The 13,247-nt window shown below is 73.0% G+C and carries 10 protein-coding genes; 9 read left to right on the forward strand and 1 reads right to left on the reverse strand.

Translation table 11 applies throughout. The features are described from left to right. The first annotated feature begins 6 nt into the window (after window positions 1-6). Both VR894_RS00570 and VR894_RS00575 read left to right on the forward strand, forming a co-directional pair. Window positions 7-756: a TetR/AcrR family transcriptional regulator gene (locus VR894_RS00570; RefSeq protein ID WP_324649352.1), complete on the forward strand. Its 750-nt coding sequence runs from the start codon at window positions 7-9 to the stop codon at window positions 754-756. Next, on the forward strand, window positions 753-2,918 hold the full coding sequence (locus VR894_RS00575; RefSeq protein WP_324649353.1) for an acyl-CoA dehydrogenase: 2,166 nt from the start codon (window positions 753-755) through the stop codon (window positions 2,916-2,918). The genes VR894_RS00570 and VR894_RS00575 overlap by 4 nt, the downstream gene beginning before the upstream one ends. Before the next feature lie 99 nt (window positions 2,919-3,017). On the opposite strand, the gene VR894_RS00580 is transcribed toward VR894_RS00575, so the two are convergent. After that, the gene (locus VR894_RS00580) at window positions 3,018-4,433 is read right to left on the reverse strand and encodes an HNH endonuclease (protein ID WP_324649354.1); all 1,416 of its coding nucleotides are present in this window, start codon (window positions 4,431-4,433) and stop codon (window positions 3,018-3,020) included. A gap of 224 nt (window positions 4,434-4,657) precedes the next feature. Between VR894_RS00580 and purL the strand changes: the two genes are divergently transcribed. From purL to VR894_RS00615, 7 genes are all read left to right on the forward strand, one after another. Then, complete coding sequence (gene purL, locus VR894_RS00585; protein WP_324649355.1) at window positions 4,658-6,979, forward strand: phosphoribosylformylglycinamidine synthase subunit PurL; 2,322 nt, start codon at window positions 4,658-4,660, stop codon at window positions 6,977-6,979. Between the two features lie 59 nt (window positions 6,980-7,038). Continuing rightward, window positions 7,039-8,376, forward strand: a complete 1,338-nt coding sequence (gene gdhA, locus VR894_RS00590) for an NADP-specific glutamate dehydrogenase (protein WP_324649356.1) — start codon at window positions 7,039-7,041, stop codon at window positions 8,374-8,376. A gap of 76 nt (window positions 8,377-8,452) precedes the next feature. Continuing rightward, the gene (locus VR894_RS00595; protein ID WP_324649357.1) at window positions 8,453-8,878 is read left to right on the forward strand and encodes a DUF2255 family protein; all 426 of its coding nucleotides are present in this window, start codon (window positions 8,453-8,455) and stop codon (window positions 8,876-8,878) included. A 91-nt stretch (window positions 8,879-8,969) separates the two neighbouring features. After that, window positions 8,970-9,716: a YceI family protein gene (locus VR894_RS00600; RefSeq protein WP_324649358.1), complete on the forward strand. Its 747-nt coding sequence runs from the start codon at window positions 8,970-8,972 to the stop codon at window positions 9,714-9,716. Further along, window positions 9,713-10,441, forward strand: coding sequence for a copper homeostasis protein CutC (locus tag VR894_RS00605; protein WP_324649359.1), 729 nt, complete (start codon window positions 9,713-9,715; stop codon window positions 10,439-10,441). Before VR894_RS00600 ends, VR894_RS00605 begins: the two co-directional genes overlap by 4 nt. 88 nt (window positions 10,442-10,529) lie before the next feature. After that, window positions 10,530-12,797 carry a bifunctional metallophosphatase/5'-nucleotidase gene (locus tag VR894_RS00610; protein WP_324649360.1) on the forward strand — a complete coding sequence of 756 codons (2,268 nt, stop codon included), beginning with the start codon at window positions 10,530-10,532 and terminating at the stop codon, window positions 12,795-12,797. Between the two features lie 78 nt (window positions 12,798-12,875). Then, the gene (locus tag VR894_RS00615; protein WP_416380799.1) at window positions 12,876-13,217 is read left to right on the forward strand and encodes a sterol carrier family protein; all 342 of its coding nucleotides are present in this window, start codon (window positions 12,876-12,878) and stop codon (window positions 13,215-13,217) included. Window positions 13,218-13,247: the final 30 nt, after the last annotated feature.

The following is a 13,247-nucleotide window of genomic DNA, read 5'->3' on the forward strand; positions in this document are numbered from 1 at the left end:
CTCGTGATGCCGAGCACACCTGCCGAGGACGACGACGTGCGCGTCGACGGTCGTGACGCCCGCTGGGCCGCGCACCGCAGCTCCCGGCGCGCGGAGCTGGTCCGGGCCGCCCGCCGGGCGGTCCACCACCGTGGCCCCGACCTGTCGATGGACGACCTCGCCGCCGAGATCGGGACCTCGAAGTCGATCATCTACCGCTACTTCACCGACAAGTCCGGCCTCCAGGGGGCGGTCGGCGCCGCCGTCATCGAGGACCTCCGCGCGGCGCTCGGCGAGGTGAGCGGGCGGGTGACCCGGCCGCGGGACCGGATCGCCGCCATGGTCGACGTCTACCTCGGCATCGTGGAGTCCTCCGCCGGTGTCTACGCCTTCGTCACCCAGCCCGAGGCCACCGCCACCGCCGGTGCGCTGCGCGGCTTCGTCGCCGAGATCGAGGACATCGTCGCCGAGGCGCTCCTGCCGGTCCTCCGTCACGGCGGGGCCGAGCACGCGACCGACCGCGCGCTCGCCGCCCTGTGGGGCGCCGGCGTCGTCGGGCACGTCCGCAGCGTCGCCGAGCGCTGGATCGCCGCCCGCGGCGCGGACGCCTCCGCCCCGGGCGCCGCCGACGACGGCGAGGGCCAGGTCGCCGCCATGGACCGCAGCGAGCTCGCCGCACACATCACCGACTGGCTGTGGACCGGAGCAGCGGGCGTCGCCCGTCGGTCCCGCGCCACCCGTCACCGACCCGACGACGCGATCGGAGCACCCGCATGACCACCACCACGAGCAGTCCCCGCACCCCGGAGGACGACGCCGTCGTCCGCGAGCGGTCGGGGCGTCCCATCTCCCCGGACATCGCGGCGGTCGGCCCCGCCGCGGTACCGGTGACCGTGCCGACGTCGGCGGTCAGCCCGGACGCGGCCGCCGAGGACGCGACGGACGTCGTCGACACCAGGGCGGTCGGTGACCTGCTCGACGGTCGCTGGCGCGAGCAGCGCCGCGCCTCCCGCGACCTCGCGCTCCACCCCGACTTCCAGCGGCTCCCCGACCAGACGGTCGCCGAGCACCGCGAGCGCGTGCTGTGGCAGCTGCGCGAGCTCGTCAGCCGCAGCGAGGTGCTCCGCGGCTTCCCCCGCGAGGTCGGCGGCGGCGGCGACCCGGGCGGCAACCTCGCCGGGTTCGAGGAGCTGTTCCTCTCCGACCCGTCGCTGCAGATCAAGGGCGGCGTCCAGTGGGGCCTGTTCGGGTCCGCCGTGCAGCACCTGGGGGTGCCCGAGCAGCACGCGACGTGGCTGCCCGGGATCATGAGCCTGGAGGTCCCCGGCTGCTTCGCGATGACCGAGGTGGGGCACGGCTCGGACGTCTCCTCCATCGCCACCACCGCCACCTACGACCCCACGACCGAGGAGTTCGTCCTCCACACCCCGTTCCCCGCGGCCCGCAAGGAGTACATCGGCAACGCGGCCCTCCACGGGACCGCCGCCGTCGTGTTCGCCCAGCTCGTCACCGAGGGGCGCAACCAGGGCGTCCACGCCCTGTACGTCCCCATCCGGCAGCGCGGCGAGGACGGCGAGCTCACCTTCCTGCCCGGCGTCGGTGGACGGGACGACGGCCCCAAGGGAGGGCTCAACGGCGTCGACAACGGTCAGCTGTGGTTCGACCACGTCCGCGTGCCGCGGGAGAACCTGCTGCGCCGCTACGGCGAGGTCGCCCCGGACGGGACGTACTCCTCGCCGATCACGAGCAAGGGCCGGCGCTTCTTCACCATGCTCGGCACGCTCGTCCAGGGGCGGGTCTCCCTGGGAGGCGCGGCCGTGGGCGTGAGCAAGGCCGCCCTGGCCATCGCCGTGCGGTACGGCGACGAGCGGCGCCAGTTCACCGGCGCGGACGAGCACCGTGAGGTCACCCTCCTCGACTACCAGCGGCACCAGCGCCGCCTCCTCCCGCTCGTCGCCCGCACCTACGCGGCCGCCTTCGCGCAGCAGGGCCTGCTCGAGCGCTTCCACGAGGTCTTCAGCGGGGAGCACGACGACGACGAGTCCCGGCAGGACCTCGAGACCCTCGCGGCCGCGCTCAAGCCGACGACGACGTGGCTCGCGATGGAGACCCTCCAGGAGTCGCGTGAGGCCTGCGGGGGAGCGGGCTTCATGGCCGAGAACCGGCTCGTCACCTGGCGCCAGGACTTCGACATCTACACGACCTTCGAGGGGGACAACAACGTCCTGCTCCAGCTCGTGGGCAAGCGGCTGCTCACCGACTACGGCAAGGCGATGGCGAAGATCGACATCGCGGGCGCGGCACGGTTCGTCGCGGCCCGGGCCGGGGACATGGCGCTGCACCGCACGCCGCTGCGGCGCGCGGCCCAGTCGGTGCTCGACTCCGGCTCCAAGGCGCGCTCGGCGGGCCACCTCCGCGACCCCGAGGTGCAGCGCGAGCTGCTCGAGGACCGTGTCGAGACCATGGTGGCGGGCATCGCCTCGGTGCTGCGCGACGTCAAGGACGCACCGGCCGAGCAGGCGGCCGCGGTGTTCAACGAGCATCAGGACGAGCTCATCGGCGCCGCCCGCGCCCACGCGGAGCTGCTCCAGTGGGAGGCCTTCACCGCGGCGCTCGACGCCGTGCCCGAGGGTGCGACCCGGCAGGTGCTCACCTGGCTCCGGGACCTCTACGGCCTGGAGCGGATCGAGCGGAACCTCGCCTGGTACCTCGTCAACGGTCGCCTCACCGCGCAGCGCGGCCGCGTGGTGACCGGTTACATCAACCGGCTCCTGGCCCGGCTGCGGCCCCACGCCGTCGAGCTCGTCGACGCCTTCGGCTACACCCACGAGCACCTGCGTGCGCCGATCGCCTCCGGTGCCGAGCGGGAGCGACAGGAGGAGGCCGCGGCCCAGCTGCGCCGCCGCCGCGCCCTGCCGGAGCGGGTCGCCGCCACCTGAGCCCCCGGGCTCCGCGCGTCGCCACTGCCCCCCAAGCGGCACGCGCGGACCCGGGCCCTAGGGAGCGCACGAACTTGGCGGAACGGGCCGGTCGTCGTGTCACCCGGCGTGCGGGAGCCTCGGGACGGGCGAGGAGTAGGTGTGCCCGGTGGGCGTGCGGGTCACGACGGTCGGTCCGGCACGGGACCGGTCCCCGGGTGGATCACCACTGCTCTCGGGCGCGGCACTCCACCCGGGCGCCGACTTCGTGTAGTTGCACCTCTCGCAGTAGCCCTGGAGGTTCTCCTCGGCCGTAGCGCCGCCGGCCGCATGGTCCACGACGTGGTCGATGTGCCGCACCGGCGCGTCGCAGTACGGGGTGCGGCACCTGCCGGAGTCGCGGGTGGCCACGTAGTGGGCGAGCCCCGGTGGGGCGAACCGAGACCGGGACTCCATCGCGACGAGGTGCCCGGCGGGATCGGTGAACAGGCGCCGGACCCATGTGCCGCAACCGCCCTCGTCCTCGAGAGCGCGGCGAACCAGGTCGCGTGCCCACCCGGCGGGGACGGTGCCGTACTCGGGCAGGTAGCCGGGTTCGTCGCCACCGGCCAGGGCGTGGTCGGTCATGACGAGCTGGAGGTGGACCTGGGCCGGGACGTCGGCGTCGCTCCCGGTGACCCGGGAGACGAGGGTGTCGGCCATCACCTGCCCGCGACCGCGGTCGTCCCCGGCGGCACGGGCGGCGTCGGCGGCGGCCCGCAGTGCCGCGAAGGCGGCGACGGCCTGGCCGACCGGCAGGAGCGCGGTGAGGTAGGCCATCGTGTCCGGTGCGGGGCGGATGCCGACGAACCGCTCGCGCTCCGCGTGGGCTGCCCGGTCCACCACGCTGTGCGGGTCGAGCCGGTAGGCGAGCCGCTTCGCCAACGCGACCAGGCGCTGGTCACCCGCGCCGACGAGCAGGTGGGCGTCCTTCCACAGCTCCGCGTCGACGTCGCGGCGCTGCTGGGCGCTGAGGCAGATGGTCTCCCGCACCAGGAGGGCGGCCCGCCACTCGGACAGCTCCCCACGGCGCAAGGCGGCGAGCGTGCAGGGCATGTCCGCTCCGAGAGCCCGCGCCATCCCGAGGTGCTGGCCACCGCGGTGCGGCGAGAGCCGGCGGGCGAGCGCGACCTCACCGGCCAGCCCCTTGCCGCGCGTGGCGGCCGGGACGCCGGCGGCCTCCTCGGCGTCGAGCCGTGCTGCGGACAGGTGTGCGGTCACCACGACCTGGGCGCCGGCAGCCGCCGCCTTGAGGTCCTCGAGCTCGCGGAGGAGGTCGATGCACTGCGCCTCCGTGAGCCCCGGGGCGCCCGCGTGCTCCTCGGGACGGGACTCGGGGGAGTCCAGGGTGGGGTCGAGTCGCTCGAGCAAGTCCCTCATCGCGGCGACGTTCTCCCGGCTCAGACCCACCGGACCCGGCGGGCACGTGCTCACGGCGGCCGGACGCCCTGCGCCGGCAGAGCCGGTCGGAGAGCCGCTGAGCGCGTCCGTGACCATGCCTCAACGGTAGGACCGACCACCGACATTTCCGCGACAAGACGCCGAAAGGTGGACCTCGGCCAGTGGGTTTGGGTCCCGCGAGGCAGACCTGTGGATCAATCACGGCGCGGTGGGGAGCTCGCCCGCCAGAGGTCCGTCTGGTGGCGCCATTCGGGCGTCCGCCGCACCGCGCGGTAGATTGTCCGCCGTGCATGCCTTTGCCATCCCATTACGGGGGCTCCATGACTGACGGCCACCAGTCCGACACGGTCGAGAACGCGTCGGCCACGCCGGACGTCACCCTCCCGTACCGCGAGCTGGGGCTCAAGGACGACGAGTACCAGCGGATCGTCGAGATCCTCGGCCGTCGCCCGACCGCCGCGGAGCTCGCCATGTACTCGGTCATGTGGTCCGAGCACTGCTCCTACAAGTCCTCCAAGATCCACCTGCGCCAGTTCGGGGACAAGACCACCGACGCGATGCGGGAGCACCTGCTCGTCGGGATCGGGGAGAACGCCGGCGTCGTCGACATCGGCGACGGCTGGGCGGTGACCTTCAAGGTCGAGTCCCACAACAGCCCGAGCTTCGTCGAGCCGTACCAGGGCGCGGCCACCGGGGTCGGCGGCATCGTGCGCGACATCATCTCGATGGGCGCCCGGCCGGTCGCCGTCATGGACCAGCTGCGCTTCGGGGCGGTCGAGCACCCGGACACCGCGCGGGTCGTCCACGGCGCCGTCGCCGGGATCGCGGGCTACGGCAACAGCCTCGGCCTGCCGAACATCGGTGGCGAGACCGAGTTCGACTCCTCCTACCAGGGCAACCCGCTGGTCAACGCCCTGTGCCTGGGCGTGCTGCGCCACGAGGACATCCACCTCGCCAACGCGTCGGGCGTCGGGAACAAGGTCGTCCTCTTCGGCGCCCGCACCGGCGGTGACGGCATCGGCGGGGCCTCGATCCTGGCCAGCGAGAGCTTCGAGGAGGGCGGTGCCACCAAGCGCCCGGCCGTCCAGGTCGGCGACCCGTTCATGGAGAAGGTGCTCATCGAGTGCTGCCTCGAGCTCTTCGGCGCCGGCGTGGTCGAGGGCATCCAGGACCTCGGCGCCGCCGGGATCTCCTGCGCCACCTCCGAGCTCGCCTCCAACGGCGACGGCGGCATGTACGTCGAGCTTGAGAAGGTGCTCCTGCGCGAGGAGCTCACTGCCGGTGAGATCCTCATGTCCGAGTCCCAGGAGCGGATGATGGCCGTCGTGCGGCCGGACCGCCTCGAGGAGTTCCTCGCGATCGCCGGGAAGTGGAACGTGGAGGCGGCCGTCATCGGTGAGGTCACCGACACCGGCAGGCTCGTCATCGACCACCACGGCGAGCGCATCGTCGACGTCGACCCCCGCACCGTGGCCCACGAGGGACCGGTCTACGACCGGCCCTACGCCCGCCCCGCGTGGCACGAGGAGCTCACCGCGGACGACGCCGCCGCCCTGCCCCGTCCGCTCGCGCCGGACGAGCTGCGTGAGCAGCTCCTGCGCCTCACCGGCTCGCCCAACCTCGCGAGCAAGTCCTGGGTCACCGACCAGTACGACCGTTACGTCCAGGGCAACACCGCGCTGGCCCAGCCCGACGACGCGGGCGTGGTCCGCGTCGACGAGGCCACCGGGCTCGGGGTGGCGATCAGCACCGATGCCAACGGCCGGTTCACCAAGCTCGACCCCTACGTCGGTGCCCAGCAGGCGCTCGCCGAGGCGTACCGGAACGTCGCGACGGTCGGTGCCCAGCCGCTCGCGGTCACCGACTGCCTGAACTTCGGCTCCCCGGAGGACCCGGACGCCATGTGGCAGCTGGTCCACGCCATCACCGGTCTTGCCGACGCCTGCCGGGAGCTCGGCGTCCCGGTGACCGGTGGCAACGTCTCGCTCTACAACAGCACGGGGTCGCCCGGCCGGGTCGACTCCTCGATCAACCCGACCCCCGTGGTCGGTGTCCTCGGAGTCATCGACGACGTCACCCGGGCCACCCGGTCCGGCTGGACCGCGCCCGGCCGCGCGGTCTACCTCCTCGGCACCACCGCCGAGGAGCTGTCCGGGTCCGCGTGGGCCGACGTCGTCCACGGCCACCTCGGCGGGCGACCGCCCGCCGTCGACCTGGGTGCCGAACGCCGGCTGGCCGAGGTCCTCGTCAACGCCTCCCGTGACCAGATCGTGGAGTCCGCGCACGACCTGTCGACCGGTGGGCTCGCCCAGGCGCTCGTCGACTCCTGCCTGCGTTACGGTGTCGGGGCCCGGGTGAGCCTGGCCGCGCTGTGCGAACGTGACGCGGTCGACCTCGCCACCGCACTGTTCTCCGAGACCGGCGCCCGCGCCGTCGTCTCCGTCCCGCGCAGCCAGGAGGTCCACCTCCAGGACCTGTGCACCGCCCGCGGTGTCCCGTTGCTCCGCATCGGGACCACCGACGACACCGGCCCCGAGTCGACCGACGGCCGGCCTGTGCTCGACATCGACGGTGTCGGCACGCTCCCGCTCAGCGAGCTGCGCGAGGTCGCCGACGCGACCCTCCCCGCGCACTTCGGCTGAGCACCCCCGACCGGCCCCCAGCGGGCCCCGTCTGCCTGAGAAGAAGGAGTGGTTCCCCGATGGAAGAACAGCTCGAGCACGCCTATGAGGAGGTGCTTCGTCGCAACCCTGGCGAGGTGGAGTTCCACCAGGCCGTGCGTGAGGTCTTCGAGTCCCTCGGCCCGGTACTGCGCAAGAACCCGCGGTACGTGGACGCCGCCGTGCTCGAGCGCCTGTGCGAACCCGAGCGGCAGATCATCTTCCGCGTCCCGTGGGTCGACGACGCCGGCCGCGTGCGCATCAACCGCGGTTTCCGCGTGGAGTACAACTCCGCGCTCGGCCCCTACAAGGGGGGTCTGCGTTTCCACCCCTCGGTGTACCTGGGCATCGTCAAGTTCCTCGGCTTCGAGCAGATCTTCAAGAATGCGCTGTCCGGCATGCCCATCGGTGGCGGCAAGGGCGGGTCGGACTTCGACCCCCGCGGCCGCAGCGGGCAGGAGATCATGCGGTTCTGCCAGTCGTTCATGACCGAGCTCTACCGCCACCTCGGGGAGTACACCGACGTCCCCGCCGGTGACATCGGCGTGGGGCAGCGGGAGATCGGCTACCTCTTCGGCCAGTACAAGCGGATCACCAACCGGTACGAGTCCGGTGTGCTCACCGGGAAGGGCATCAGCTGGGGTGGCTCGCTCGTGCGGACGGAGGCGACCGGCTTCGGCACGGTGATGTTCGCCAACGAGATGCTCGCGACCCGCAAGGACGGCTTCGAGGGACGCCGGGTCAGTGTCTCCGGCTCCGGGAACGTCGCGATCTTCGCGATGGACAAGGCCATGCAGTACGGCGCGACGGTGGTCTCCTTCTCCGACTCCTCCGGCTACGTCGTCGACGAGGCAGGGGTGGACCTCGAGCTCCTCAAGGAGATCAAGCTCGAGGACCGGGGGCGCGCCAAGGACTACGTCGAGCGCCGCCCCGGGTCCCGGCTCGTCACCGAGGGGTCCATCTGGGACGTGCCTGCCGACGTCGCACTGCCGTGCGCCACGCAGAACGAGCTCGACGCCGCGGACGCGCGCACCCTGCTGAAGAACGGGGTCGTCGCGGTGGCGGAGGGTGCGAACATGCCCACGACGCCCGAGGCGCTGCGCCTGTTCCAGGAGAGCGGCGTGCTCTTCGGCCCGGGCAAGGCGGCCAACGCCGGTGGTGTGGCGACCTCGGCCCTGGAGATGCAGCAGAACGCCAGCCGCGACTCCTGGACCTTCGAGCACACCGAGGAGCGGCTCGCCGACATCATGCGGGACGTGCACCGTCGCTGCGCGCAGACCGCCGACGAGTACGGGCGTCCCGGCGACTACGTCGTCGGTGCGAACATCGCCGGCTTCATCAAGGTCGCCGACGCGATGCTCGCCCAGGGCGTCATCTGACCACCCCACCGGCCGGTCCTCGGGACCGGCCGGTGGTGCCCGGGAATACCCGCGCGGCCGTGCGGTTGCCACCCGCATGAGCTTCGAGGACGTGGTGGACCTGCTCGACCGGACGAAGGTCGTCGCGGTGGTGACGACCAGAGCCGGCGGGGCGCCCGTGGCGACGCCCATCTGGTCGATGGTCGTCGACGGCGTGCCGTACGTGCGGTCCGCCTACGGCCCCGGCTCGTGGTGGTACCGGCACATCCTCGCGGGGCGCCCGGTGGGGTTCGCCATGGGGGACGGTGCGGTGGCCGAGCGCGACCGTGGGGCAGCCCTCGCGCTGCCCCGCGAGCTCGTCACGGCGGCCCACGTCCCGGCCGACGACCCCGTCCAGCAGCTCGTCGACGAGGAGATCACCCGTAAGTACGCCGGGGAGCCCCGGTCGTCGATCGACTCGATGCTCAGTGAGGAGGCCCGCGCCTGCACGCTGCGGGTCACGGCGCCCCCGGCGCACCGCTGACCGGCGAGCCGCCCCGGACGCGCGCTCGGCGGCCGGGCCACTAGCATCGCAGGTGCACGCGCCGCCGGGGCACGCTCGAGAAGGGGCCATCATGGTCGAGGTCGACGACGATCTCGTGGGCGAGTGGGAGTTCGACCCGGCGCACACCCGCATCGGGTTCTCCGCACGTCACGCCATGGTGACGAAGGTGCGCGGTGCGTTCAACGAGATCGAGGGCCGGATGCTGGTGCACCCCGACGGCCCGGCGCGCTCCTCCGTCACCGTGCGGCTCGCGGCTGCCAGCGTCGACACCCGCAACCCCCAGCGCGACGCGCACCTGCGCAGTGCCGACTTCTTCGACGCCGAGCGTCACCCGGACATCGTGTTCCGCAGCACGCTCATCGACGAGGTCGAGCCCCGCATGTTCATGGTGGTCGGCACCCTGACGATCCGTGACACCAGCCACGAGGTCGCGATCCCGATCGAGCTGCGGGGGGTCGGCCGCGGCGCGGACGGGGAGCTGCGCGCGGGCTTCGAGGGCACCCGGCGCGTCGATCGCCGCGACTGGGGGTTGGAGTGGCAGGTCGCCCTGGACACCGGCTCGGTGCTCGTGTCCGAACGGGTGACGATGGAGTTCGAGATCTCCGCGGTCAAGCTGCCGGCGGCGACGGGCGGCGACACGCAGGTCACCGCCCCCGGCACCGGCGCGCTGACGGACGCCCACACCACCGTCACCGCCACGACCGGCAGCCCGAGAACACCGGCCGGTACGGGGACCCCCGCCCAGCGGGGCCGGTCGGGTGGCCGCCACCGTGCCCCCGGTGGCTGGTTCTCCCGCGTCCGCGGGATGCGCCGATGAGCCCCCGCAACCGCCCGGTCGAGGTCGAGGTCGCGGTCCAGGACGCGGCCGGGGCGGCCGTCGCCCGGGAAGCGGGCGCCGACCGCGTCGAGCTGTGCGCCGCGCTCGACGTCGGTGGTCTCACCCCGAGCATCGGCACGGTCGAGGCGGTGGTCGCCACCGGTATCCCCGTCCACGTCCTCGTCCGGCCACGCCCCGGCGGCTTCCGCTACTCGGCGTCCGAGGTGACGCTCATGGTGCGCGACATCGAGGCGATCGTCGACGCCGGTGCCGCCGGCGTGGTCGTCGGCGCGCTCTCGCGGCATGACACGCTCGACCGTCACGCCCTGGAGGCGCTGCACTACGCCGCCGAAGGGCTCGAGGTGACCGCTCACCGGTGCGTGGACGCACTCGACGACCCGGTGGGTGCCATCGACCTCCTCGCTCGACTCGGTCTCACCCGCGTCCTCACCTCCGGGGGCGCGGCCACCGCCGTCCGGGGTGTGGAGACCCTCAGCCGGATGGTCGAGGCCGCCGGTGACCGTGTCCAGGTGATGGCCGGCGGTGGTGTGGTGCCGGCCGACGTCCCGGCGCTGGCGGCCACCGGCGTGGCCGCGGTGCACCTGTCCGCTCGCCGGCGCGTCCCGGACGGTGGCCCCTCCGGGCCGGGCGGTGGTCCGGTCGGGTACGACGTCACCGACCCGGGCGTCGTCGCGGCCGTCGTCGCAGCCCTCACATCCGGCTGAGCTCACTGCTCCAAGGGCGTTCCGCAGCCGCGGCGTTGGCGCTATGGTGACGAGCGTCGGACACAGTCATTGGTCGAAGGACATCGCCATGCGCCGCAGACGTCGCACTCTCCGTCCCGCTCGCACCGCCGTCGCCGCACTCGGCGTCGCCGGTGTCGCCACGCTCGGCCTGGGCGCGGTCCCCGCCGGTGCCGTCGTGGAGGAGGACGGTGACGTCGTCATCGACCTCGTCGGCATCAACGACTTCCACGGGCGGATCTCCACCGAGGACAGCAACGGCGCCGTCGCACTCGCCTCGGCGGTGCAGGACGTCCGCGCGGCCAACGCCGACAGCGTGTTCGTCTCGGCCGGCGACAACTTCGGTGCCTCCACATTCACGTCGATGATCAACGACGACGTCCCCACCCTGGAGATCCTCAACGAGCTCGACCTCGCCGTCTCAGCGCTCGGGAACCACGAGTTCGACCAGGGCCTCGACACGCTGTGGGAACGCATCGACGGGCGTGACGCGACCGGTGACGACGCCGCCTGGCCGGCCCTCGAGTTCCCCTACCTCGGGGCGAACGTCGTCGCGCCGGGGGAGCGGCAGTTCCAGGACTACCACGTCCACACCGTCGAGCCCGCGGGCGCCGACCCGGTGAGCATCGGCTTCATCGGCCTCCTCACGGAGGACATGCCCTCCCTCGTCGCCCCCAGCGGCATCGAGGGGATGGAGTTCACGGACATGACCGAGGCGGCCCTCGAGGCCGCCGCGGAGCTGACCGACGGGGTGGACACCGAGGAGAACGGGGAGGCCGACATCGTCGTCGTCCTCGTCCACGAGGGCGCCTCCACCGAGGCCGGCGTCACCGACCCGTCGACCGACTTCGGCGCCCTCGTCGGCGCCCTCGCCGGGGACGGCCGCATCGACGCCGTCTTCTCCGGACACACCCACGCGCAGTACGAGGTCGCCGTCGAGCGGGACGCCGCGGCGCCGATGGCCGTCATCCAGACCGGCTCGTTCAGCGACGCGCTCGGGCAGGTCACCCTGACCTACGACCCGGAGGTGGGCGGGGTCGTCGCCGTCGGCACCGAGCTGATCGCGCTCGGTGGCGAGGACGAGGACGGGAACGACTGGACCTACCCCACCCGTGAGGGCGACGAGGTCGTCGAGACCGTCGCGGCGATCGTCGCCGCCGCCGAGGAGAACGCCGAGGAGCTCGGCGCGCAGCCGGTCGGCGTCATCACCGCGGATCTCAATCGCGCCCGGCAGTCCGACGGCAGCGAGAACCGCGGTGGCGAGTCGACGATCGGCAACCTCATCGCCGACGCGCAGCTGTGGGCGGCCCAGGAGCAGCAGCCCGACAACCCCCCGGTCCTCGCTCTGATGAACCCGGGCGGGATCCGGGCGGACATCCAGGGCGACGACGACGGTGTGGTCACCTACCGGCAGGTCGCGACGGCCCAGCCCTTCGGCAACACGCTCGTCACGCTCGACCTCACCGGCGCCCAGGTCGTCGACGTGCTCGAGGAGCAGTGGCAGCCCGACGGCGCGAGCCGGCCGTTCCTCAAGCTCGGCGTGTCGGAGAGCCTGTTCTACGTCTACGACCCCGAGGCTCCCGCCGGTGAGCGGATCTCCGGCGTCTTCGTCGACGGGGAGGAGATCGACCTCGACGCGACGTACCGCATCGTCACCAACTCCTTCCTCGCGAGCGGCGGCGACAACTTCACCACCTTCGCGGAGGGCACGAACGCCACGGACTCCGGCCTCATCGACCTCGCCGCGTTCGTCGACTTCTTCGCCTCCAGCGAGGTCGTCGAGACGCCCACGGCGCAGCGGGCCGTCGGTGTGCACTGGAACACCGACCAGACCGTCGCGCACCTGCCCGGGGACGAGATCTCCCTCGACCTGTCCTCGCTGTCCTACAGCACCGACGAGCCGAAGCCGGAGGAGGTGCACGTCACGCTGGTCGACCCGGAGACCGAGGCCGTCGTCGACCTCGGCACGGTCGCGGTGGACACCGCGATCGTCGACACCACCGACGAGGTGGGTCGTGCCGCGATCCGGGTGACCGTCCCGGAGATCGACGGGCTGGAGGGGATGGAGCACTGGCGGCTGGAGATCTCCGACGAGCTCACCGGCACCCTGTGGTTCGACGTCGTCCTGGCGGCCGAGGAGGAGCCGACCCCGACGCCGACGCCCACGCAGGAGCCGCCGACCAAGCGTCCCCCGGCGCCGTCCCCGGCACCCACCCCGCCCGCCGGTCGGCTGCCGGACACCGGTGCCGAGACCACCGGTCCGCTCGTCGCCGGAGCCGCGCTCGTGGCACTCGGCGCGCTGCTCGTCGCCGCGGTCCGCCGGCGGGTGACCACGTAGCCCCACCCCGGGGGCGCAGTCCGGGAGCGCCGCTACGGTAGGCGCGTGGCACGACGACGGATCGACCCGGACGAGGGCATGACGGCGCTCCGCCGGTGGCGGGAGGCCGACGACGACGGGACGGAGCTTCCGGCGGCGACCGTGCGGACGGCGGTGCGTTTCACGCTCGAGGAGCTGGCGATCGGCTCGCCCGGGAACTCGGTCGAGGTGCGGGTGCCACCGGCGGCGGCCGTGCAGGCGATCGCCGGACCACGGCACACCCGGGGGACGCCGCCGAACGTCGTCGAGACCGACATGCGGACGTGGCTGCGCCTGGCGACGGGGCGCGTGTCCTGGAGCGAGGCGGTGACGACCGGCGCCGTGCGCGCCTCCGGCGTCCGCGCCGACCTGTCCTCCGCCCTCCCGCTGTTCTCCCGCTGACGCGCGGCACGACATCTCGGTGGGCGGCGA

The organism is Georgenia sp. H159 (assembly GCF_035607575.1).
In the GTDB taxonomy this organism is placed as follows: Bacteria; Actinomycetota; Actinomycetes; order Actinomycetales; family Actinomycetaceae; genus Oceanitalea.

Excerpts from the sequence above, each read along its gene's own strand:
- VR894_RS00570 (WP_324649352.1), top strand. The coding sequence starts at position 7 with ATGCCGAGCACACCTGCCGAGGACGACGACGTGCGCGTCGACGGTCGT.
- VR894_RS00575 (WP_324649353.1), top strand. The coding sequence starts at position 753 with ATGACCACCACCACGAGCAGTCCCCGCACCCCGGAGGACGACGCCGTC.
- VR894_RS00580 (WP_324649354.1), bottom strand. The coding sequence starts at position 4,433 with ATGGTCACGGACGCGCTCAGCGGCTCTCCGACCGGCTCTGCCGGCGCA.
- purL (WP_324649355.1), top strand. The coding sequence starts at position 4,658 with ATGACTGACGGCCACCAGTCCGACACGGTCGAGAACGCGTCGGCCACG.
- gdhA (WP_324649356.1), top strand. The coding sequence starts at position 7,039 with ATGGAAGAACAGCTCGAGCACGCCTATGAGGAGGTGCTTCGTCGCAAC.
- VR894_RS00595 (WP_324649357.1), top strand. The coding sequence starts at position 8,453 with ATGAGCTTCGAGGACGTGGTGGACCTGCTCGACCGGACGAAGGTCGTC.
- VR894_RS00600 (WP_324649358.1), top strand. The coding sequence starts at position 8,970 with ATGGTCGAGGTCGACGACGATCTCGTGGGCGAGTGGGAGTTCGACCCG.
- VR894_RS00605 (WP_324649359.1), top strand. The coding sequence starts at position 9,713 with ATGAGCCCCCGCAACCGCCCGGTCGAGGTCGAGGTCGCGGTCCAGGAC.
- VR894_RS00610 (WP_324649360.1), top strand. The coding sequence starts at position 10,530 with ATGCGCCGCAGACGTCGCACTCTCCGTCCCGCTCGCACCGCCGTCGCC.
- VR894_RS00615 (WP_416380799.1), top strand. The coding sequence starts at position 12,876 with ATGACGGCGCTCCGCCGGTGGCGGGAGGCCGACGACGACGGGACGGAG.